Consider the following 21,943-nt stretch of genomic DNA (forward strand, 5'->3'; position numbering starts at 1 on the left):
GGGGCGATGCATGCTTTCCGGCGCTGGACTCTGCAACTTGCTGACACACAAAGGAAACCGATAATGAACGGCTTTATCCGCAGCACGCTGGCACTCTCCGTCTCCCTGGCCATGATCGCCACTGCCCAGGCAGACGAGTTCGATGACATGGACCCGGTGACCCTGCGCCTGGCCCATGTGGTCAATGAACAGGATGGCTTCCACCTCGCCGCCATGAAGTTCGAGGAGCTGGTGGAGGAGCGCACCGCCGGCAAGCTGGATATCGAGCTCTACCCCAACGCCGCCCTGGGCGACGAGCGCACCCTGCTCGAGGGCATGCAGATCGGCACCGTCGACATGGGCGTGATCACCAACGGACCGGTGGCCAACTTCCTGGAGGAGATGGCGGTCTTCGAGCTGCCCTTCCTGTTCCCCAGCCCCGAGGCGGCCTATGAGGTGCTCGACGGCGAGATCGGCCAGGAGCTGCTGGACCGACTCTCCGAGGTCAACCTCAAGGGCCTGGCCTATGCCGAGCGCGGCTTTCGCAACCTGACCAACAGCGAGCGCGCCGTGGAGAGCCCCGAGGATATCGACGGCCTGCGCATCCGCGTGATGGAGAACCCCGTCTACGTCGACACCTTCCGCGAGCTGGGCGCCAACGCCGTGCCCATGGCCTGGACCGAGGCCCTGACCGCCATGCAGCAGGGCACCATCGACGGCCAGGAGAACCCGGTCAACGTGATCCACTCCTTCAAGCTCCATGAGACCCAGGACCATATGACGCTGTCGCGCCATACCTACGCCCCTGCGCTCTTCGTGATGGGCATGCCGGCCTGGAACAAGCTGCCGGAGGCCGCCCAGTCGGTGATCGAGCAGGCCGCCCAGGAAGCCGCCGAGCATGAGCGCCGGGTCAATGCCGAGATGGAGGCCGAGCAGCTGACGGCATTGCGCGAAGCGGGCATGCAGATCGTCGAGGAGCCGGATATCGCCGCCTTCCAGCAGGCCGTGACCCCGGTCTATGAGCAGTATGGCGAGCAGTTCGGTGACTATCTGCCGCGCATCCAGGAGGCGCTGAAGTAAGTGCCTTCCCTCGCCCATTCCCTGCTGCGACCCCTGCAGTGGAGTGAGCGCGCCCTCGACGCCGTCATCGCACCCGTGGTCTTCACGGCGATGGCGGCGTTGATCGGCGTGATCACCCTGCAGATCCTGTCGCGGGTGCTCTTCACCGCCGTGGGCTGGACCGAGGAGGTGGCCCGCTTCCTGCTGGTCTGGATCACCTTCCTGGCCGGTACCCTGGCGTTCCGCCGTGGACGCCATATCGCGGTGACCTTCGTGGTCGATGCCCTGCCCGCGCTACCCCGGCGCCTGGCACGCATCGCCGCCCTGCTGGTGGCACTCGGTTTTCTGCTCGCCCTGGTCGTGATCGGCTGGGAGTACATGCAGGTCCAGAGCTTTCAGAAGTCCGCCTCATTGCGCGTCTCCATGACCTGGATCTACGCCGTGATTCCTCTCTCGGCGGCGATCATGGCCTGGTACGCCCTGGTGGATATCGCCACCCTGACCCTGAACGGTGATGCTGCCTCCCCGAGCAACGACGAGGAGGCGCCATGACCGCCCTGCTCTTCCTGCTGTTTCTGCTCTTCATGCTGCTGGGGGTGCCCATCGCCCTGGCCATCGGTGCCAGCACCCTGGTGGCGCTCAATGCCCAGGGCGTGCCGCTGATGGTGGTCACCCAGCAGATGTTCCAGGGCATCAACTCCTTCGCCCTGGTCGCGGTACCGATGTTTATCCTGGCCGGCGACCTGATGGCCCAGGGCAAGGTGAGCGAGAAGCTGGTCGACTTCGCCGATTCGCTGTTCGGCTTTCTGAAGGGTGGCCTGTCGATCGTCTCGGTGGGCGCCGGGATGTTCTTCGCCGCCATCTCGGGCTCCGGGGCCGCCACCACCGCCGCGGTGGGCTCGAGCCTGGTGCCGGAGCTGCGCAAGAAGGGCTATGAGCCCGCCTCGGCCGCCAGCCTGATCGCCGCCAGCGGCACCATCGGGGTGGTGATCCCGCCCTCGGTGCCGATGATCATCTATGCCGTGATCGCCCAGCAGTCGGTGTCGACGCTGTTCTTGAGCGGTATCCTGCCGGGCATCGCCATGGGCCTCGGGCTCTCCGCCATCGCCATCGTGCAGGCTTATCGTCGCAACTACCCGCGTGGCACCGCCCTGTCGGCGGTCACCATCTGGCGCACCTTCAAGAGCGCCAGCTGGGGACTGATGACGCCGGTGATCATCCTCGGCGGGATCTTCTCCGGGGTCTTTACCCCCAGCGAGGCGGCGGTGATCGCGGTCAACTACGCCCTGCTGGTGTCGCTGTTCGTCTATCGCGATCTGGGAATCAAGGATGTCTACCGCATCCTGATCCGCTCGGCCATCACCACCTCGGTGATCATGCTGGTGATCGCCACCTCGGCGGTGCTCAGCTGGACCCTGTCGAGCTGGCAGGTGCCCGGCGCCATCGCCCAGGCGGTGCTCTCGCTCTCCACCGACCCGCTGGTGATCATGCTGCTGGTGGTCGCGGTGATCCTGCTCACCGGCGTTTTTATCGAGACCGCCAGCGCGCTGATCATCCTGACGCCGGTGCTGCTGCCGCTGGTCACCCAGCTGGGCATCGACCCCATTCACTTCGGGCTGATCATCGTGGTGGGCCTGGCCATCGGCATGATCACCCCGCCGGTGGCGATCAATCTCTATGTGGCCTCGTCGGTGACCCGGCTGCCGCTGGAGCGTATCACCCGGGCGATCATCCCCTACCTGCTGGGGCTGATCGCGGTGCTGCTGCTGGTGGTCTACGTGCCCATCCTGGCCGGCTGGTCGGGAGGCTAGGCAGATTCGTGAAGGTCTGAAACCGCGATGCCGCCTGGTCAGGCGGCATCGCTCAAGAGTCGGGCAAGTCCCCTCTCGTTCTCTCCCGGCCCGACCGCCTGTCCCGGCAGTGATTAGGGCAGCAGCTTGCCGGGATTGAGCAGTCCCTTGGGATCGAGCGCCTTCTTGAGCATCTTCATCACCTCGATCTCATCCGCGTTGCGGCTCAGATAGAGGTAGTCACGCTTCTCCATCCCGATGCCATGTTCGGCCGAGATGGAGCCGCCGATCTCGGCCAGGGGCTGATATACCAGCTTCTCGACCGCATAACGGCTCTCCCTGCCCGCATCGCCCACGGTCACCATGATATGCAGGTTACCGTCTCCCAGATGGCCGAAGGTGACCAGGCGGCCCGCTTCGGGGAAGGCCTGTGCCAGCTGCCGCTCCAGGTCGGCCACATAGGACTCCATGGCGGGAATCGGCAGGCTGACATCGAAGGAGAACATCGGATCCAGGGCCCGGACCAGCACCTCGATATTCTCCCGGATCGCCCATAGCTCCTGGCGCTGAGCCTCGGAACTGGCCAGCACGGCATCGCTGACCAGCCCCTCGTCGAACGCCTGTTCGAGAAGCGCCTGGAAGCGCTCGGCATCGAGCTCCCGGTCCACTCCCTGGGTCTCGATGATGGCATAGAAGGGGGAGTCGGCTGCCAGGGGCGGCCGGTGGGCACCGCTCTCCTCGGTCATCAGCCGGTAGTGGCCGTTCCAGAGCGCCTCAAAGGCGCTCAGGCCGAGGCGCCTCGAGGTCAGGTCGAGCAGTGAAGTCAGGGCGTCGAACGAGGGAACCGCGACCAGGGCGCACTGCTCGCTGGGCAGCCTCGGCTGCAGCCTGAGCACGGCACGGGTAACGATGCCCAGGGTGCCCTCACTGCCGACAAACAGCTGCTTGAGGTCATAGCCGGCATTGTTCTTCAGCATCCTGTTCATGGAGCTGACCACTCGACCATCCGCCAGCACCGCCTCGAGGCCGAGCAGCTGCTGGCGCATCATGCCGTAGCGGATCACCCGAACACCGCCAGCGTTGGTCGCGATATTGCCACCGATGGTGCAGGAGCCGCGGGCGCCGAGGTCCAGCGGGAACTGCATGTCGATCTCGGCGGCGGCCTCCTGCACGCTCTGCAGGGGTATGCCGGCCTGCACCGTCATGGTGCCGCCCACCGGATCCACCTCTTCGATGGTCGTCATGCGCTCCAGCGAGATCACCAGCTCGTTGGCACTGGCCACGGCTCCATGCACCACGCCGGTCACGCCCCCATGGGTCACCACCGGCTGGCGAGCCTTGTGGCAGAGCGCCATGATCCGACTCAACTGCTCGGTCGTGGCCGGGCGTACGATGGCGGCTGCCTCACAGGGCAGCGACGTGAACCAGTCGGAAGAGCGTTCCAGCACGGCCTCGCCCGTCAGCACATTTTCCGGCCCCAGAATTTCCGTCAGACTTTCGAGCAGTTGCTGCATGCGTTGCGATCCTGTGTTGACTTGAGGTCATGCTAAGTTCGGCGAGATTACTCGCCGCCACTGCCCGACTCAAGCCCTGCAACTCGCCGCCACCACGTGGAAATTGACGCCATGCCGGTGGCGAGACCGCAAGTGCTCCGGGGCAGGCCAGGCACTTCCCAGGTATCGCCAGACAGGGTAGCGTTGGGGTTCCTGCCCGGCGCTCGCCCTGGGCGCTGCTCGATGACAACTGGATGCCCCCATGCTGACGACACGCCTACTTCTGCCTGCCACCCTGCTGGGGACTCTGCTGCTTGCCGGCTGCACCACCTATACCTTCGACGACGGGCATAGAGAGACGGTATGGGGGGTACCCGCCGAGGACGAGACCCTCAGCCGCGAGGAGCGCGAGAACGCGCCTCCCCGCTACCGTGAGCCCGGCGAAATCCCCGAGGCTCGCTAGGCTTTGGCTGAAAAGTCGGCGAGCGAAGGTTAGACAAGGCAAAAACCGGCGAAAAGACGGACCGGGCTCGCGCACGAGTTTACGGAGTGTAAATGAGTACTTTGAGTCGATTTTTAACGCCGTATAGCCGAGCGCAGCCAGTTTTCGGACAGAGCCTAGTCGCGAACGAGTACCACGCTAAGATTATTGGCGGGCATCTCCACCGTGCGCTCAAGCCTGAGGCCATGGCGCTCGGCCTCGGCGACCACCTCCTCGAGATCACGCACCCCCCAGCGTGGGTCGCGGCGTCGTAGGTCGGCATCGAAGGCGGCGTTGCTGGGTGCGGTGTGCTCGCCAGCGCGGCGGTAGGGACCATAGAGGTAGAGCACGCCGCCGGAGACGAGTCGCTCACCGGCGCGCGCCATCAGCGCCTCGCTCACCCCCCAGGGCGAGATATGGACCAGGTTGATCGCAACGATCGCCTCGAAGGGCCCCGCCGGCCAGCTTTGCTTATCGGTGGCGTCGAGACGCATCGGCTCGAGCAGGTTGGCCTGACCCGTCTGCTCGCGCCAGGCGGCGATGGAGGCCAGCGCCTCGGCGGTCGGGTCACTCGGCTGCCATACCCACTGCGGCATGGCGGTGGCGCAGTGCACGGCATGTTCACCGCTGCCGCTGGCGAGCTCCAGCACCCGTGCGCGCTCTGGCAACGCGGCCTGAAGCACCTCGAGAATCGGCTGACGATTGCGTGCCGCGGCGGGGCTGTATCGACGTGGGTCGGTCATAAGGGTCTCTCTTTATCTGGAGCGAAGCGCTACTTGTTCCTGCCACGGGGCTTGCCGCCCGGGGCCATTGCCTTGGCACGGGAGCCGGAGGGGCGACCGCCCTTCGGCTTGGCTCCCGGCTTCCTGGGACCGGCCGACTTCCCGGCAATCCCCTTGCCGGCTGCCGCGCCCTTGCCCGTCATCTTGCGCTTGCCGCTACCGGGCTTTCCTGAACCGGGCTTGCCGGCGGCGGACTTATCGGCACCAGGTTTTCCAGTGCCGGGCTTACCAGTACCGGGCTTTCCAGTGCGAGAGCTGGCCCCGTCAGCGCCACGCGGCGTGCGTTTCTGGCGTGCTCCCGCCTTGCCTGCCGGCTTTCCCGCCGACTTGCCTGCCGAGTTGCCGGCACGGGCCCTGCTACCGCCCGCCCCCTTGCGCCGGGCCTTGCGACGCGCGGGCTCGCCGGCTTCCGAAGCGGAGTCTTCGGTCATGGCGAGGATCGTCGACACCTCGTCCGGAGTCAGATCACGCCAGTCACCGATGGCCAGCCCCTTGAGCGACACATTCATGATGCGGATACGCTCCAGCCTTACCACCTCGTAGCCGAACACCTCGCACATCCGGCGAATCTGACGGTTGAGGCCCTGCACCAGGGTGATGTTGAAGACGAAACGCGACTCCCTGACCACCCGGCACTTCTTGGTGACCTCACCGAGGATCGGCACACCACCGGCCATGCCGGCGAGAAACTCGTCGGTCACCGGCTTGTTGACGGTGACCAGGTACTCCTTTTCGTGATTGTTGCTGGCGCGCAGGATGCGGTTGACCAGGTCGCCGTTGTTGGTCAGAAAGATCAGCCCCTGGGAGTCCTTGTCGAGACGGCCGATGGGAAAGATTCGGGTGCCGTGTTTGACGAAATCGACGATATTGGCCTTCTCGTCCGGGTCGGTGGTGCTGACGATGCCCACCGGCTTGTTGAGAGCGATGAAGACCAGATCCTCCTCCTCCAACGCCAGGGGCTCGACGACCTGGCCATTCACCTTGACCACGCTACCGGGGGCGACACGGTCGCCGGGGGTGGCTCGCCTGCCGTCGATACGCACATTGCCCTGCTCGATGTACCTGTCGGCCTCTCGTCGCGAGCACATGCCGCTTTCGCTGATGTACTTGTTGATTCGTTTCGAGAGGGTCTGGGCCATGGGAGATATCCGATCGCAGGAGTGAAGAGTGTTGAGGCGGCGGCCGGCCAGTCTAAGGGCTCAACCGGGTGACGGCCAGCCGTGGGAGGGGCTAGCCCAGGGCGCAGCAGCGCTTGAACTTGCGCCCGCTGCCGCAGAGGCAGGCGTCGTTGCGCCCGGGTTTCAGGCGCGACACGGTCGGCTGACCATCCAGGTAGCGCCAGTGGCCCGCCTCCCGGCGGAACCGTGATGCCTCTTCGAGCACCCCGAAATGGTGACCCTCACGGAAGGTGGCACGAAACGTCACCCAGCCTTCATCCCCCTGCTCGCCGCTGCTCACTACCTGCAGCCGAAGCCAATGGGTCGTGTCATCCGCCGTCAACGACACGGGTCGGGTCTCGGGATGCCAGCTCGTAAGCAGATAGTCGGTAAGGTTCAACACAAAGGCGCTGTAGCGCGAACGCATCAGCGCCTCGGGCGTGGGGGCGGCCTTCCCGGCATGGTAGCGGCCACAGCAGGCGTCCAGCGGCTGGCCACTGCCACAGGGACAGGAAATTGAAACGCTCGGCATGGTGGCTCCTGTGAGCTTGGCAGTCCACCATCTTACCAAGGGTCGGCAGACGGCTCGACCGGCAGCGCCGCCTACCAGACCAACAGTCGCTTCCTGGTCGGCAGCACCCTCAGCCTCGGTGGTCTCTTCGGCAGCCGGCCGGTGCGGAGCTCCATCACGCTGAGCCTTTCAGGAAGGAGCCATCGGCGTGCCATTGCGCGCTATTGATGGTGATGGCGTGGCTCACTCAGCAGCCCCTTGATCACCGCGTAGCTACACGCCAGCAATACCAGGGCAAACGGTACTCCGGTCGAGATCACCATCGCCTGCAGGGCCGTGAGCCCACCACCGAGCAACAGGGCAATGGCGATGGCCCCCTCGATGATGACCCAGAACACTCGCTGCACACGAGGCGCATCCACCTTGCCGCCGGAGGTGATCGAGTCGATGACCAGCGAACCTGAGTCGGACGTCGTGGTAAAGAACACGATCACCAGCACGATCCCCAGAAAGGACGTGATGGAGGAGAGCGGCAGCTGACTCAACATGACAAACAGTTGCAGCTCCACCGCCGCCTCACTCAAGGCATCGAACTGTTGGGCAATCAACAGGTCGATGGCGGTATTGCCGAATGCGGTCATCCAGAAGGCGGAAATCACCGAAGGTACCAGCAACACGGCGATCAGAAACTCGCGCACGCTGCGCCCACGGCTGATACGCGCCACGAACATGCCCACCAGGGGTGCAATACTGATCCACCATGCCCAGTAGAAGGCCGTCCAGCCCTGACTGTAGTTGGCATCTGTGCGGTTGAACGGGTTGGATAGTGCGGGCAGATGCCGCGCGTAAGCGGTGAGATTCTCGAAGAAGCCGAGGAGGATACCGAGTGTCGGGCCCGCCATGATCACGAACAACAGCAGCAGGAATGCTACCAGCATATTGAGCTGGGAAAGGCGCTGTACTCCCTTATCCACACCGGCAAGTACCGAGATCAAGGCCACGACGGTAATGCCCGAGATCAGCAGTACCATGGTCAAGTTATTGGCGGGAATATCGAACAGATACCCGAGCCCTGCGGTTGCCTGGGAGGCCCCGATACCCAGCGACGTGGCCAGCCCGAACAGCGTGGCGAACACCGCCAGAATATCCACGATATGGCCTGGCCAGCCCCAAACGCGCTCGCCCAGTAGAGGGTAGAGCACGGAACGCATGGTTAATGGCAACCCCTTGTTGAACGAAAAGAGTGCCAGCGCCAGCGCGCTCACCGCATAGATCGCCCAGGGATGGAGCCCCCAATGATAGATGGTGGCCGCCATGGCCAGCGATGATGCCGACGCTGCATCTCCCTCGGCACCTCCCAGCGGCGCCCAGTCGGTACGCAGACCACTCTCCCCCACACTGACTCCCCCAAGGGAAGAGGAGAGGTGGGTCACCGGCTCGGCGACACCGTAGAAGATCAGCCCGATACCCATGCCCGCGGCAAACAGCATCGAGACCCAACCGAGAAAGCCATAATCGGGCCGCGCTTGTGGACCGCCCAGTCGCACCCGCCCCAGAGGCGAGATAATCAAGCCTATACAGAGCAGTACGAAAACATCGGCACTGACAATAAAGAACCACGCCAGGTTGTCTGTCAGCCAGCTGCGCATCAGGGTGAACAACGGCTCGACCTGGTCCTGCAGGGCAAGTGTCAATATCACGAAGAACAGCACCACCAGTGCCGAGACCGCAAATACCTTGCCATGCAGGTCAACATCCACCCCAAGAGTGTTGGCCTGAATATTGTCCTGACCGATCTGGTAATCCGTGTCGATCAACTGGGTCGGTCCATCGGGGGCGGGAACGCCTTCGCCTGACGGCGTCGTATTGTCCTCTAGCTGTTGTGCCATGCGCGGCCCTCCTTGTCATTGATACATGCGACGCATACTAGCACGCAGGCCATTGATATTTAGGGGCCTGCCTCGATGATGTGGGCGCACGCCCCTTGCCTGGATGTTGCGCTGGCCTTCCCCCGAAATTGGACGAGGGCAATAACTGCCATCGAAACACGAGCATTTCCAAAAAGAGGGTTTCCTAACCGCGACGCCGCTTGGTACCGGCGGTGGCCTCGGCGGCCATGGGATCCTCGGGCCAGGGGTGCTTGGGATACCGACCTCGCATCTCGCGACGCACCTGCGCATAGCCCCCCGCCCAGAAGCTCGCCAGGTCGGCGGTGACCTGCAGCGGCCGACGCGCCGGCGAGAGCAGATGCAACAGTACCGCCTCGCGCCCTTCGGCGACCCGCGGCGAGGCGTGCCAGCCGAAGCACTCCTGCAACTTCACCGCCAGCACCGGTGGCTTGCCCGCCAGGCAGGGCGCGTAGTCGACCCGGTGGGTGGCACCGCTGGGCACCGTCAGGCGCTCCGGGGCGAGTTCATCGAGACGTCCACGCAGGGACCAGTCGAGACTATCCAGCAGCAGACGCGCCAGCGGCAGGCGCTCCACGGCATCCAACCGACGAATGCCGTCGAGGTGGGGCCCCAGCCAGTCGTCGAGCCCCCCGAGCAGCGCCTCATCGGACACCTCCGGCCACACTTCCCCCAGGGTGCGGTGCAGCAGCGCCAGCCGGCCCCGCAGTTGGGTCAGCGCCTGGTTATCCGGGAGCCCGCGGCGGCGCAGGGCATCGAGCAGAGCCTGGCGCACCGCTTCCGGCGGCAACGCCTTGAGGGCACGTCGCTCGAGCACCACGGCCCCCAGGCCGCGCACCTCCTCCCCCGTCAGCCTACCCTGCTCGTCGGACCACTCGAGACGCGTGCGCCACTCGCCACACTCGGGATAGAGCGCCTCCAGGCGCTCGCAAGACAGCGCCACGGCACGAAAGATACGCGCGCCGCTGGCCTCACCGGAGAGCTCGGCGGCCACCAGCAGCTCGGTATGGGCCAGGGAGTGGCCCTCGGGCAGGGTGGCGTGCCCACCGCCGGCGAGGCGGAAACGCCCCGGCGACTCGAGGCGCTGGGCGATACGCTCCGGGTAGGCGATGGCCAGCAGCTCCCCGAGTGGGCTCGGGTCGGAGACCTTGAGTGCCACCCCGGCGATGCGGGCCAGGCGCTCGGCGTCTCGTTGCCACTGTCGGTGCGAACGGGGCTCGCTCAGCCGGGCCTGCAACATGCGCTCCAGGTCACGCTCCTGGTCGACCACGCGCTCCTCGAGCAGTGCCACCAGGGCACAGGCCAGTGCGGACCCCCGACGCTCGCCGGCACGCTCCAACATCGCCGCCAGGCGAGGATGCGTGGGCCAGCGTGATGCGCCTCGCCCAAGCTCGGTGAGGTGGTCGGCATCATCCACCAGCCCGAGGCGGCGCAGCAGGTCGCGACCGGCGGCCAGGGGGCCGGCCGGTGGCGGCGTCACCCAGGCCAGCTGGTGCGCATCGGTGATCCCCCAGCGCGCCAGCTCGAAGGCCAGCGGGGCCAGGTCGGCCTGACGAATCTCCGGCTCACCATGGGGGATCAGCGGCTGCTCCTCGGCCCACAGTCGAACGCAGAGCCCCGGCCCCTGCCTGCCGGCACGCCCGCGTCGCTGGTCGGCGCTGGCACGGTTGACGCGCCGGGTCTCCAGCCGGGTCAGGCCGCTGCGCGGCTGGAACACCGGTACCCGTTCGCGACCGGCATCCATCACCAGGCGCACGCCATCCACGGTGACGCTGGATTCGGCGATGGCGGTGGCCAGCACCACCCGCCGGCGCCCCTCGGGGTCGGGGCGCAGGGCGCGGCGCTGGGCCTCGAGAGGCAGGCGTCCGTGGAGCTCCAGGGCAAGCAGCTCGGGGGCACGGCTGGCCAGCTCCGCCGCCAGGCGACGAATCTCCGCCACCCCAGGCAGGATCACCAGGGCATCCCCCTGCTGCTCGGCCATGGCGTCGAGCAGTGCCCTGGCCTGTTGGGCAGGCATTTCCTGGCGGGCATTGAGCGTTCGATGGCGGGTCTCGACCGGAAAGGTTCGCCCCGGACACTCGATCACCGGCGTCTCCTGCCCCAGCACGCCGAGCAGGGCATCGACATCCAGGGTGGCCGACATCACCAGCAGGCGCAGGTCATCACGCACCGTCTGGGCGTCCAGGGCCAGGGCGAGGCCCAGATCCGCCTCCAGGCTGCGCTCATGAAACTCATCGAAGAGGATGCCGGCCACGCCCTCGAGCAGGGGGTCCTCCTGCAACATCCGGGTGAGCACCCCCTGGGTCACCACCTCCAGGCGCGTGGCGGGGCCCACCCGGCTCTCGCCACGCATCCGGTACCCCACCGTCTCCCCGAGCCGCTCACCCAGTTGATCGGCCATAAAGCCAGCGGCCAGTCGTGCCGCCACTCGTCGCGGCTCGAGCAGAAGCAAGCGGCCCTCCCGGGCCCAGGAGGCATCGAGCAAGGAGAGCGGCACCCGGGTGGTCTTGCCGGCACCGGGTTCGGCCACCAGCAGCGCACGGGAGTGATCGGCCAGCGCCGCATGGATAGCGTCGAGGCGCGCGTCGATGGGCAGGGTCATGAGGTGTCAGCGCTCCGTCTCGGCACGCACTTCAACGCCACAGCCCTTGAGGATCACCCGGGTCAGGAAGTTGGTGATGCTCTCGACATCGCTGTCGCTGAGCGACTCCCGGTCGGTGATGCCGACCACCTGGGCCTCGAAATCGGCGTAGTGCTGGGTCGCCGACCAGATCAGGAAGATCAGCCATACCGGGTCGACCGGGTCCATCAGCCCACGCTCGGCCCATTGGCGGAAGATCGCCGCGCGGGCCTCCACCCAGTCCCGCAGGTCGCCACGCAGGTACTCCTGGAGGAAGGGGGCGCCGGCCAGGATCTCGGCGGCAAACAGCCGCGACCCCTCGGGGTGTCGCCGGGAGAGCTGCATCTTGCTGCGGATAAAGGCCTCCAGCACCTCGGCCGGGTCGTCATCCACGGAGATCTCGTCGAGCAGCGCATTCCAGCGCGCCATCATCCGCTCCAGCAGACGCACATAGAGGCCACGCTTGCTGCCCATGTAGTAGAGGAGGTTGGACTTGGGCAGCCCCGCCTGGGCCGCGATCTCGGCCAGGCTGGCGCCGCGGTAGCCATGATCCGCAAACACCCGCTCGGCGGCGGCCAATATCTCGCGCTCGTTGCGCTCCCGGGTGGCCCCGCTGCCGTTGTCGGTGCGAACGGAAACGACAGCATCACGCTGGGTCATGGGGCTCTCCTGGGCGGTCTGAATGGCAGAAGTTTGCCGCACGCCCCCAAGGCGTGCAAACCATGGTGACCACGGTCGGCAGGGCTATCGCGGATGGGGCCTCGCTCAAGGCTGTTCCGGCGACAGGCCCCGGAGCGCCGGACCGTCGAGGGGGCGCTACAAGTACTTCCTTGTAGGCTACCACGGCCCTGCAGCGCTCTCGCGCCCCGCTCCGCTTGCAGGTCCGGTGCTGGCCATCCATGGCCAGCCCGTTCGGAGCAGTGCTCCTCACCCCTGGTCCTCGGACCCCCTCTCCGACCTGTCCCCGGCGCCTTTCACTATCACCCTGTCGGTAACTGCCATAGCCCTGGGAGACGGTCGGGCCAGTGCTTGCATTTCTCCCTTTCCTGAACCAAGCTAAAAGCAATCCTGACCGATCGGTCAGACCGGATTCGAGGCTCCCCCTGACAGCAAAGCCTCGGATTCCGCCACCGCCCGAATTCCAACCACAAAGAGAACGGCGATGATTGAATTTCTGCTCAACGGCCAACCGCGCCGGTGCGAGGCGACGCCCGACACCAGCGTGCTCGAGCTGCTGCGCGACACCCTGGGCCAGACCGGTACCAAGGAGGGCTGCGCCACCGGAGACTGCGGCGCCTGCACCGTGGCCATCGGCGAGCGCGACGACCAGGGTACCCTTCGCTACCAGGCCGCCAACGCCTGCATCACGCCCGCTCATCAGCTCAACGGTCGCGCCCTGGTCACCGTCGAAGGGTTGTCCCGGGACGATGCCCTGCACCCGGCCCAGGCGGCCATGGTCGCGTGCCACGCCAGCCAGTGTGGCTTCTGTACCCCGGGGATCGTGATGTCACTGTTTACCCTTCACGAAGAACAACAGCGCGCACCTGCCCCGCTGACGGCGGCGCGCCTGGAGGCAACGCTTGGCGGCAACCTCTGCCGCTGCACCGGCTATCGCCCGATTCGCGATGCCGCCATGGCCATGGGTGACTACCCCGCCCCCGTCGTCAGGGCCTGGGAGCCGTCGGCCCCGGAAGGCAACAGCGTCAAGGAGGGTGAGAAACCGGAGAGCGCCAGGCCGGCGTCCCAGTCGAAGGAGTCCGGCTTTATTCAGCCCGCCTCGCTTGAGTCGTTGATGGCCGAGCGCCGAACTCACCCCGAGGCGCCACTGGTCGCCGGGGGCACCGACCTCTGGCTCGAGGTGACCCAGCGCCTGGCCCGCTTCCCGCGCGTCGTGGACCTGACCCGGGTGGCCGAGCTCCAGCACATCGAGCCGGCCACGCTGGATGACGGACGGCACGGCTGGTGGATCGGCGGGGCGGTGACCTATGCACGACTCGGGCCGTTGCTGGCCGAGCACTACCCCTCCTTCGAGCATCTGCTCCATCGTCTGGGCTCGGCCCAGGTACGCAACCGCGGCACCCTGGGTGGCAATATCGCCAACGCCTCGCCCATCGGCGACACCCCACCGGTGCTGCTCGCCCTGGGCAGTCGCCTCTGGCTGGCGGGCCCGGGAGACGCTGAAGGAGGAGACGATGAAGGAATAGCCGAGCGCGTGCTCCCCCTCGATGAGTTCTTCCTCGATTACAAGCACACCGAACTACGCCCGGGCGAGGTGATTCGCGCCATCTTCCTGCCCCACCCCCAGCCCGAGCGAGAGTTCAGGATCTGGAAGCTCTCGAAGCGCCGGGAGGATGATATCTCCGCGGTACTCGGGGCCTTCACCTGGCGCCTTGACGACGGCGTGATGCGTGACGTGCGCCTGGCCTTCGGCGGCATGGCGGCGATCCCCAGACGCGCCGAGGCGGCCGAGGCGGCCCTGGAGGGGCACGCCCCCACACCTGCGGCCTTCGCTGCGGCCCGTGCCGCTCTCGAGACGGACTTCCAGCCCATGAGTGATGTGCGCGGCAGTGCCGACTACCGTCGCCTGAGCGCCGCCAACCTGCTCGAACGCCTGCGGCTGGTGGTCAGCGAATCGCACCCGTCCGACGATAACCCCCAAGGCTCCCGGGAGGTCATGCTCCATGCGTACGCTCACTAAGCCCCGCCAGCGCCAGGGGAGCGCCACCGCCAGCAATACCCACGCCCACGCGCATGCCCACGAAAGCGCCGTCAAGCACGTGACCGGGAAAGCCGCCTATATCGACGATATTCAGGCACCGTCCAATTGCCTGCATCTCGCGCTGGCGCTCTCCCCGGTCGCCCACGGCCGCCTGGCGCCGATCGACATGGAACGCGTCCGCGCCCTGCCAGGCGTGGTCGATGCGGTCGGCTTTCACGACGTGCCGGGGCATACCGATATTGGTCCGGTATTTCCCGGCGACCCGATCTTTGTGGAAGAGGAGATCAGCTACGCGGGCCAGGTCCTGTTTGCGGTCGCCGGAGAGAGTCACCGGGCCGCCCGGGAGGCGGTCAAGGCCGCCATGGATGCAGGCGTCGTGAAGATCGACGAGCAGCCGGCCAGCCTCGACCCGGTGGCCGCCGCCGAGCGCGGCGAGTTCGTGCGCCCGACCCACGTTCAGGAGAGCGGCGACTGGCAGGCCACCCTCGCCATGGCCTCCTCGGTCGTGGAGGGCGAGCAGTTCGTCGGCGGTCAGGAGCACTTCTACCTCGAGGGCCAGGCCTGCCTGGTGACGCCCACCGAGGACGAGGGCGTCGTGGTTCACACCTCCAACCAGCACCCCAGCGAGACCCAGAAGCTGGTCGCCGAGGTGCTGGGCGTGCCGCTGCATGCGGTCACGGTAGAGGTGCGCCGCATGGGGGGCGGTTTCGGGGGCAAGGAGACCCAGGCTTCGCCGTGGGCGTGCATCGCCGCCCTGATCAGCCGTCGCACCGGGCGTGCCGCCAAGCTGCGCCTGCCCCGCGCCGAGGACATGCGCGTCACCGGCAAGCGCCACCCCTTCCACAATCGCTACCGTCTGGCCATCGACGAGTCGGGCGTGATCCAGGGCGGCGAGCTTACCCTGATCGGCGATTGCGGATACTCGCCGGACCTCTCCGAGGCGATCGTCGACCGCGCCATGTTCCACGCCGACAACGCCTACTCGCTGGGCCAGGCCCGGGTCACCGGCCACCGAGCACGCACCCACTTCGCCTCCAACACCGCCTTCCGCGGCTTCGGGGGGCCCCAGGGCATGATGGTGATCGAAGCGGCCATGGACGACATTGCGCGGCGTGTCGGCGAGGACCCGCTGACCATTCGCAAGCGCAATCTCTATCGAGGGGGTGAGACGCCCCTGCGCCGAACCACACACTATGGCCAGACGGTGGAACAGCTCGGCCTGCTCCACGAACTGATCGAGCGCCTGGAAGCCTCCAGCGACTACTGGCAGCGCCGGCGTGAGATCACCGAGTTCAATGCCCAAGGCTCCGTGATCAAGCGAGGGCTGGCGCTGACGCCGGTGAAGTTCGGCATCTCCTTCACCGCCAAACACCTCAACCAGGCCGGTGCCCTGCTCCACGTCTATACCGACGGTAGCGTGCAGATCAATCACGGCGGTACCGAAATGGGCCAGGGCCTGCACACCAAGATCTGTCAGGTGGTGGCACGCGAGCTGGGGCTGGATCTCGAGGCGGTGCGCATCACCGCTACGCGCACCGACAAGGTTCCCAACACCTCGCCGACGGCCGCCTCCAGCGGCGCCGACCTCAACGGCATGGCCGCCCGGGACGCCTGTCTCAGGCTCAAGGAGCGGCTCTTCGATTTCGCCGCCGCGAACCTGCATGTCGACCAGGGCCTCGAGCGTGACAGCATGCGCCTGGAAGCGGGCCACCTGGTGGCCGGCAGCGGCGAGAGCGAACGGCGCATCCCCTGGGGTGAGCTGGTGCAGGCGGCCTACTTCGGGCGGATATCGCTCTCCGAGAAGGGCTTCTATGCCACCCCGCTGATCCACTATGACCGTGAAACCGGCAAGGGGCGCCCCTTCTACTACTACGCTTTCGGCGCCGCCGTCAGCGAAGTCCACGTCGACACCCTGACCGGGGAGTACCAGGTGGCGCGCGTCGATATCCTTCACGACGTCGGCGACTCGCTCAACCCGGCCATCGACCTGGGCCAGGTCGAAGGCGGCTTTATCCAGGGCATGGGCTGGCTGACCAGCGAGGAGCTCAGGTGGGACGACGACGGGCGCCTGCTCAACGAGGGGCCAGCCACCTACAAGATCCCCACCTATGGGGACCTGCCGCCGGTGTTCAATGTCGAGCTGATGGAGGGCCACCCTAACTCCATGGCCAGCCTCTACCGCTCCAAGGCGGTGGGTGAACCCCCCTTCATGCTGGCCATCTCGGTGTGGTCGGCGCTGCGCGATGCCCTGGCAAGCCTTGCTGGCTACCGTGCCTCGCCACGCCTGGATACGCCGGCGACGCCAGAGCGGGTATTGATGGCCGCCGAGGCGCTGCGTCGCCATGACCATCAGGAGGCAAGGCCCAGCGAGGAGGTAGTGCCATGAGTGCGCGCCCGGAAAGCTGGCACGCCGCCCTTCATCGCCTGCAGCGGGAGGGCGTGCCCCATGCCCTGGCCACCCAGGTCACCAGTGCCGGCTCGACGCCACGCGAGCCCGGGGCACGCATGGTGATCACCGCAGACGCCGTCTATGACACCCTGGGAGGCGGCACCTTCGAGTGGCAGACCATCGCCGCCGCCCGGCAGCGCCTGACCGGACACGAGGGACGACCGGAACCCGGCATCAGCCTGGAAGCCTTCAGCCTGGGCGGGCGCAGCGGCCAGTGCTGTGGAGGTTTCGTCAATGTGCTGATCGAGGTCTTCCCCGGCAGCACCACCACCCTTGCGCTATTCGGCGCCGGCCATGTGGGCGGCGAGATCGCCCGCCTGATCGAGCCGCTCGGCTGGCAGCTGCTATGGCATGACAGCCGCGAGGGCGTCTTTCCCGACTGGGCATCCCACCAGGCGCGGCTGGCATGCCGTCCGGCACCGGACCCCGAGGCCGCCGTGGCCGCTCTGCCCCCGGGCGCCCACTGTCTGGTGATGACCCACGATCATGCCGAAGACCGCGCCCTGATAGACGCCCTGCTGCGTCGCGGTGACTGCGCCTCCATCGGCCTGATCGGCTCCCGGAGCAAGTGGGCCAGCTTCCGCTCGCGTCTGCGCGACGCCGGCCACGATGAGGCCGCCCTGGCTCGGGTGCGCTGTCCCATGGGCATGACGACAGGCCCGCAGGGAAATAAAAAGAGAGGCAGCGACAAGCGCCCCTACGCCATCGCCCTGGCCACTGTGGCCGAGCTGTTGCCACTGGTGGCGGACAACGAACGCCCCGAACAGCGGGGCCTTGACTCGGCCGAGTTGCGCGCTCTTTTCTAGCCAGCGACCCAAAAGATCCACTGAGCCTCGACAACGATCGCCATCGGGCGCCGGGAACAGGCCGAAGAGGAGGTCATTTGCCATGGATGGCAAATGTAGCGTCCAGGGACGGATTCACAGCGCCTCTTCGAAGGTCTGTTGCCGGATCAGCTCGATGGCGGCAACCAAGAGCCCCCAAGATGACAAAATCTGACTCGCGCGTGCTGCGCGCCGAACTGCTGAGCTTCGATGCCGACCCCGGCGACAGCGACACGCCCGCCCCGGGCAGTGTGCGCCATATCGCCGACGGTGCCTTGTGGATCGAGAATGGCCGGGTCCGGGCGGTGGAGGAGTACGCCAGCCTGGCACCGACCCTGCCCCCCGACACCGAGGTGATCGATCATCGCGGCAAGCTGATTACCCCGGGATTTATCGATAGCCACGTGCACTATGTGCAGCTCGAGATCATCGCCTCCTACGGTCGCCAGCTGCTCGACTGGCTCAATGACTACACCTTCCCCGAGGAGCAGCGCTTCGCCGACCCCGACCACGCCGCGGCGCTTTCCGGTGCCTTTCTCGACGAGCTGCTGCGGGTCGGCACCACCACCGCCCAGGTGTTCTGCTCCAGCCATCCCGCCTCGGTGGATGCCTTCTTCGACGCCAGTCACCGCCGCGGCCTGTGCATGCTGGCGGGCAAGGTGCTGATGGACCGCCATGCCCCGGCTGGGTTGACCGACGACCTCGAGGGGGGCATCCGTGACAGTGAGCGACTGATCGGCGACTGGCACGGCAAGGGGCGGCTCGGCTACAGCCTGACGCCGCGCTTCGCCCCGACCTCCACTCGCGCGCAACTCGACGCCGCAGGTGGGGTACTGCGCAGCGACGACAGCCTGTGGGTGCAGACCCACCTGGCCGAGAACACCGGCGAACTCGACTGGGTCGCCGAGCTCTTCCCGGGCAGTCGGGACTACCTCGAGGTCTATGAACAGTCGGGGCTGGTCGGACCACGCAGCACCTTCGCCCATGGCATCCACCTCGACAACGAGATGCGCGGCCGTCTCGCCGAGCGCGGGGCCAACCTGGCCTTCTGTCCCAGCTCCAATCTCTTCCTGGGCAGCGGGCTGTTCGACCGTCAGGCCGCCCGGGAGATGGCGTTGAACGTCACCTTCGCCAGTGACGTGGGCGCCGGCACCGACCTCTCCGGTCTTGCCACGCTCAAGGCCGCCTATCAGGTGGGACAGCTGCGCGGACAGCCTCTCACCGCCTGGCAGGGACTCTATGGACTGACGCTGGGCAATGCCCGGGCACTCTCTCTCGACGCCCATATCGGCCGTCTGGCGCCGGGCATGGCCGCCGACTTCGTGGTGCTCGACCCTGCCGCCACACCGCTGATGGCGCGGCGTACGGCGCGAAGCACCTCGCTTTCCGAAACGCTCTTCGCGGTGATGATGATGGGCGACGACCGCTGTGTCGCCGAAACCTGGGCCGATGGTCGTTTACAACATCGACGTGATGACCTGGAAGAAAGGCACAGGTCCTGAACACGAGTGAAGGGCTCCTCGTGTCGGCGTACCAGCGAGGCGCCGACACGTCCCGGCCATGGTGGGCACCAGGGAGCGTTCCATCATCATGGCCCATCAAGAATCGCCGATCGACAACAACTGATTCAGTACTGCTACTCAACAACAACAAGGGGTATCCATGAGCGCCAACACTTCGCAACTGGCCGATAAATCGACGAGCGTGCCAACGCCAGCCGACGAACACCCTCTCGATCGCTACTTCGGTGTCAGCCGACGCGGCTCCAGCCTAAGGACCGAGATCCTTGCCGGCGTCGCCACCTTCCTGGCTTCGATGTATATCATCGTGGTCAACCCGGCGATCCTGGCCGAGGCCGGCATCCCCTTCTCGGCGGCACTCTCCGCCACCGTGCTGATCAGTTTCATGAGCAGCCTGGCCATGGGCCTGTATGCGCGCAACCCCATCCTGGTCGCGCCGGGCATGGGCATGAACGCCCTGTTCACCTATACGCTGGTGCTGGGGGCCGGCCTCTCCTGGGAGGTCGCCCTGGGCTGCGTGTTCTGGTCGGGTGTGCTGTTTGCCGTGCTCGCGGTCTTCAATGTGCGCAAGGCGATCATCGAGGCGATTCCCGCCTCACTGCGCTATGCCATCACCTGCGGCATCGGCCTCTTTATCACCTTTATCGGGCTGAAGAACGCCGGCTTTATCGTGGGCAGCGAGGCCACCCTGGTGACCCTGGGCAGCTTCGACCCCGGTCTGGTGACCTTCTTCATCGGCTTGATGGCCACCGCCGTGATGGTGATCCTGCGCATGAACGGTGCCCTGATCCTGGGCATCGCGCTGACCACGCTGCTGGCGGCCCCCATGGGTCGGCTGTGGGGCGAGGAGCTGATGGTGGAGTGGAGCGGTCTCGCCGCCTGGCCCGACTTCGGTGCCGTCTTGAAGGTCGATATCCTCGGCGCCCTCAAGGTGGCCTACCTGCCTTTCATCTTCGTGATGCTGTTCACCAACTTCTTCGATGCCCTCTCCTGCTTCATGGCGCTGTCGGAGTCCGCCGACCTCAAGGACGAGGATGGCAACCCGCGCAACCTCAAGCGCTCCATGACCGTGGATGCCTTCGCCTCGATGATCGCGGCACCACTGGGCACCAGTGCCGCCCAGACCTTTATCGAGTCCGGGGCGGGCGTGGCCCAGGGGGGACGCACCGGGCTGGTTGCGGTGACCATCGCCCTGCTGTTCCTGCCCTTCCTGTTCCTGTCGCCACTGCTGTCGCTGGTGCCAGCCATCGCCACCGCCCCGGCCCTGGTGCTGGTGGGGCTGTTCATGCTGTCGCCGATCGGCCGCATCGACTGGGGTCGTTACGAAGAGGCCTTTCCCGCCTTCCTGGCGATCATCCTGATGCCGCTCACCTACTCCATCACGCTGGGCATCGCCTTTGGCTTCCTGAGTTACGTGCTGATCAAGCTGGCCACCGGCAAGGGTGGCGAGATTCGACTCGCCATGTGGGTCTCCGCCGCCCTCTGCGTGGTGCTGCTCGCCACCACATGAGCCCGATGGGATGATGCAGGCCTGACCATGCGCCGGGCCTGGATAGCAAGACGGCAGCCTCCGGGCTGCCGTCTTCGGTCATGGCGTTACTACTGGCCGGTCAGGCCTCTGCCAGCCGCCGACGCCACTCCTGGCGGCGCGCCTCACCGACGAAGGCGGCCTCGATGGCGTTGCCGGCCAGGCGCCGGAAGGTCTCCTTGTCCCAGCCGAAGGCGCGCTTGCAGGCCAGGAAGTTGGCCAGCATGCCGCCGCCGAAGTAGGCGGGATCGTCGGAGTTGAGGGTCACATTGAGCCCTTCGGCCAGCATCCGTGGCAGCGGATGCTCCTCGAGCCGTTCGACCACTTTGAGGCGCAGATTGGAGAGCGGACATACCGTCAGCACCACCTGCTCGTCACGCAGGCGGGCCACCAGGGCCGGATCCTCCAGGCAGCGCACCCCGTGATCGATACGACACACGTCGAGCCGGTCGAGAGCGTTGCGAATGTACTCCGGGGGGCCCTCCTCGCCGGCATGCGCCACTCGCGGAATGCCCAGGCGGCGAGCGCGCTCGAAGACCTCGCTGAACGCCTCCGGTGGATTGCCCAGCTCGGCGCTATCCAGCCCCACGGCATCGAGCATCTCCCAATAGGGCGACGCCTGCTCCAGCACCCACATCGCCTCGGCGGCATTGCGGTCGCGCAGAAACGCCATGATCAGTGCCGTGGAGAGGCCCAGCTCCCTCTCGGCCTCGCGGCATGCCAGGGAGAGCCCCTCCATGACGACCGCGAGTCCGACGCCCCGCACGAGATGTGCCTGGGGGTCGAAGTGCATCTCCACATGCACCACGCCCTCGGCATGGGCGCGACGGAAATAGCCCATGGCCAGATCATGAAAGTCCCGGGCGGTCTGCAATACGCTCATCCCCTGATAGTAGAGGTCGAGGAAGGATTGCAGGTCACTGAAGTCGTAGGCGGCATGCACCTCCTCCACCGAGGCATAGGGCAGCGTGATGCCATTGCGCTCGGCCAGGGCAAACATCAGTTTGGGCTCCAGGGTGCCTTCGATATGCAGGTGCAGCTCGACCTTGGGCAGTCGGGTCAGGAAGTCACGCATCGCTTATCTCACTCTCCCGGAACGGTATGGCCCCATCCTGAAAGAAACC

17 protein-coding genes are annotated in these 21,943 nt (G+C 66.3%); 9 read left to right on the forward strand and 8 right to left on the reverse strand.

Annotation, left to right across the window (positions count from 1 at the left end):
• The first annotated feature begins 63 nt into the window (after positions 1-63).
• From IOC61_RS01550 to IOC61_RS01560, 3 genes are read left to right on the forward strand one after another with little or no spacing between them, the layout of a single operon-like run.
• Entirely contained in the window at positions 64-1,059 is a 996-nt protein-coding gene (locus IOC61_RS01550) for a TRAP transporter substrate-binding protein (RefSeq protein WP_195687131.1), read from the forward strand.
• Complete coding sequence (locus tag IOC61_RS01555) at positions 1,060-1,590, forward strand: TRAP transporter small permease (RefSeq protein WP_195687132.1); 531 nt, start codon at positions 1,060-1,062, stop codon at positions 1,588-1,590. It abuts the gene before it with no gap.
• A complete protein-coding gene (locus IOC61_RS01560; protein ID WP_195687133.1) occupies positions 1,587-2,849 on the forward strand; it encodes a TRAP transporter large permease in 1,263 nt (420 codons plus the stop codon). The genes IOC61_RS01555 and IOC61_RS01560 overlap by 4 nt, the downstream gene beginning before the upstream one ends.
• A 113-nt stretch (positions 2,850-2,962) precedes the next feature.
• Here the strand turns inward: IOC61_RS01560 and IOC61_RS01565 are convergent, their stop codons facing one another.
• The gene (locus IOC61_RS01565; RefSeq protein ID WP_195687134.1) at positions 2,963-4,342 is read right to left on the reverse strand and encodes an FAD-binding oxidoreductase; all 1,380 of its coding nucleotides are present in this window, start codon (positions 4,340-4,342) and stop codon (positions 2,963-2,965) included.
• A 241-nt stretch (positions 4,343-4,583) separates the two neighbouring features.
• Between IOC61_RS01565 and IOC61_RS01570 the strand changes: the two genes are divergently transcribed.
• Positions 4,584-4,784, forward strand: coding sequence for a hypothetical protein (locus IOC61_RS01570; RefSeq protein ID WP_195687135.1), 201 nt, complete (start codon positions 4,584-4,586; stop codon positions 4,782-4,784).
• 155 nt (positions 4,785-4,939) lie between these two features.
• Here IOC61_RS01570 and IOC61_RS01575 read toward each other — a convergent pair whose 3' ends face one another.
• The 6 genes from IOC61_RS01575 to IOC61_RS01600 form a co-directional block, all read right to left on the reverse strand.
• Complete coding sequence (locus IOC61_RS01575; protein WP_195687136.1) at positions 4,940-5,545, reverse strand: DUF938 domain-containing protein; 606 nt, start codon at positions 5,543-5,545, stop codon at positions 4,940-4,942.
• Between the two features lie 29 nt (positions 5,546-5,574).
• A complete protein-coding gene (gene rluF, locus IOC61_RS01580) occupies positions 5,575-6,723 on the reverse strand; it encodes a 23S rRNA pseudouridine(2604) synthase RluF (RefSeq protein WP_195687137.1) in 1,149 nt (382 codons plus the stop codon).
• A 91-nt stretch (positions 6,724-6,814) separates the two neighbouring features.
• Positions 6,815-7,273, reverse strand: a complete 459-nt coding sequence (locus IOC61_RS01585; protein WP_195687138.1) for a YchJ family protein — start codon at positions 7,271-7,273, stop codon at positions 6,815-6,817.
• Between the two features lie 200 nt (positions 7,274-7,473).
• Positions 7,474-9,141 (reverse strand): BCCT family transporter, encoded by a 1,668-nt coding sequence (locus IOC61_RS01590; protein ID WP_195687139.1) that lies wholly within the window; start codon positions 9,139-9,141, stop codon positions 7,474-7,476.
• A 184-nt stretch (positions 9,142-9,325) separates the two neighbouring features.
• Positions 9,326-11,761, reverse strand: a complete 2,436-nt coding sequence (gene hrpB, locus IOC61_RS01595) for an ATP-dependent helicase HrpB (protein ID WP_195687140.1) — start codon at positions 11,759-11,761, stop codon at positions 9,326-9,328.
• A 6-nt stretch (positions 11,762-11,767) separates the two neighbouring features.
• Positions 11,768-12,439, reverse strand: a complete 672-nt coding sequence (locus IOC61_RS01600; protein ID WP_195687141.1) for a TetR/AcrR family transcriptional regulator — start codon at positions 12,437-12,439, stop codon at positions 11,768-11,770.
• Between the two features lie 502 nt (positions 12,440-12,941).
• On the opposite strand from IOC61_RS01600, the gene xdhA reads away from it, so the two are divergent.
• The 5 genes from xdhA (at position 12,942) to IOC61_RS01625 (ending at position 20,801) form a co-directional block, all read left to right on the forward strand.
• Positions 12,942-14,477 carry a xanthine dehydrogenase small subunit gene (xdhA, locus tag IOC61_RS01605; protein ID WP_195687142.1) on the forward strand — a complete coding sequence of 512 codons (1,536 nt, stop codon included), beginning with the start codon at positions 12,942-12,944 and terminating at the stop codon, positions 14,475-14,477.
• Complete coding sequence (gene xdhB / locus IOC61_RS01610; protein WP_195687143.1) at positions 14,461-16,884, forward strand: xanthine dehydrogenase molybdopterin binding subunit; 2,424 nt, start codon at positions 14,461-14,463, stop codon at positions 16,882-16,884. The genes xdhA and xdhB overlap by 17 nt, the downstream gene beginning before the upstream one ends.
• A complete protein-coding gene (xdhC, locus tag IOC61_RS01615; RefSeq protein ID WP_195687144.1) occupies positions 16,881-17,753 on the forward strand; it encodes a xanthine dehydrogenase accessory protein XdhC in 873 nt (290 codons plus the stop codon). The genes xdhB and xdhC overlap by 4 nt, the downstream gene beginning before the upstream one ends.
• A gap of 179 nt (positions 17,754-17,932) precedes the next feature.
• The gene (gene guaD, locus IOC61_RS01620; RefSeq protein ID WP_195687145.1) at positions 17,933-19,273 is read left to right on the forward strand and encodes a guanine deaminase; all 1,341 of its coding nucleotides are present in this window, start codon (positions 17,933-17,935) and stop codon (positions 19,271-19,273) included.
• Between the two features lie 160 nt (positions 19,274-19,433).
• Positions 19,434-20,801, forward strand: coding sequence for an NCS2 family permease (locus IOC61_RS01625; protein WP_195687146.1), 1,368 nt, complete (start codon positions 19,434-19,436; stop codon positions 20,799-20,801).
• 100 nt (positions 20,802-20,901) lie between these two features.
• Here the strand turns inward: IOC61_RS01625 and IOC61_RS01630 are convergent, their stop codons facing one another.
• On the reverse strand, positions 20,902-21,894 hold the full coding sequence (locus tag IOC61_RS01630) for an adenosine deaminase (RefSeq protein ID WP_195687147.1): 993 nt from the start codon (positions 21,892-21,894) through the stop codon (positions 20,902-20,904).
• Positions 21,895-21,943 lie beyond the last annotated feature (49 nt).

Origin of the sequence: Halomonas sp. KAO, assembly GCF_015595025.1 — a bacterium.
In the GTDB taxonomy this organism is placed as follows: domain Bacteria; phylum Pseudomonadota; class Gammaproteobacteria; order Pseudomonadales; family Halomonadaceae; genus Halomonas.

Coding starts and splice junctions, on each gene's coding strand:
- IOC61_RS01550 (WP_195687131.1), top strand. CDS start 64: ATGAACGGCTTTATCCGCAGCACGCTGGCACTCTCCGTCTCCCTGGCC.
- IOC61_RS01560 (WP_195687133.1), top strand. CDS start 1,587: ATGACCGCCCTGCTCTTCCTGCTGTTTCTGCTCTTCATGCTGCTGGGG.
- IOC61_RS01565 (WP_195687134.1), bottom strand. CDS start 4,342: ATGCAGCAACTGCTCGAAAGTCTGACGGAAATTCTGGGGCCGGAAAAT.
- IOC61_RS01570 (WP_195687135.1), top strand. CDS start 4,584: ATGCTGACGACACGCCTACTTCTGCCTGCCACCCTGCTGGGGACTCTG.
- IOC61_RS01575 (WP_195687136.1), bottom strand. CDS start 5,545: ATGACCGACCCACGTCGATACAGCCCCGCCGCGGCACGCAATCGTCAG.
- rluF (WP_195687137.1), bottom strand. CDS start 6,723: ATGGCCCAGACCCTCTCGAAACGAATCAACAAGTACATCAGCGAAAGC.
- IOC61_RS01585 (WP_195687138.1), bottom strand. CDS start 7,273: ATGCCGAGCGTTTCAATTTCCTGTCCCTGTGGCAGTGGCCAGCCGCTG.
- IOC61_RS01590 (WP_195687139.1), bottom strand. CDS start 9,141: ATGGCACAACAGCTAGAGGACAATACGACGCCGTCAGGCGAAGGCGTT.
- hrpB (WP_195687140.1), bottom strand. CDS start 11,761: ATGACCCTGCCCATCGACGCGCGCCTCGACGCTATCCATGCGGCGCTG.
- IOC61_RS01600 (WP_195687141.1), bottom strand. CDS start 12,439: ATGACCCAGCGTGATGCTGTCGTTTCCGTTCGCACCGACAACGGCAGC.
- xdhA (WP_195687142.1), top strand. CDS start 12,942: ATGATTGAATTTCTGCTCAACGGCCAACCGCGCCGGTGCGAGGCGACG.
- xdhB (WP_195687143.1), top strand. CDS start 14,461: ATGCGTACGCTCACTAAGCCCCGCCAGCGCCAGGGGAGCGCCACCGCC.
- xdhC (WP_195687144.1), top strand. CDS start 16,881: ATGAGTGCGCGCCCGGAAAGCTGGCACGCCGCCCTTCATCGCCTGCAG.
- guaD (WP_195687145.1), top strand. CDS start 17,933: ATGACAAAATCTGACTCGCGCGTGCTGCGCGCCGAACTGCTGAGCTTC.
- IOC61_RS01625 (WP_195687146.1), top strand. CDS start 19,434: ATGAGCGCCAACACTTCGCAACTGGCCGATAAATCGACGAGCGTGCCA.
- IOC61_RS01630 (WP_195687147.1), bottom strand. CDS start 21,894: ATGCGTGACTTCCTGACCCGACTGCCCAAGGTCGAGCTGCACCTGCAT.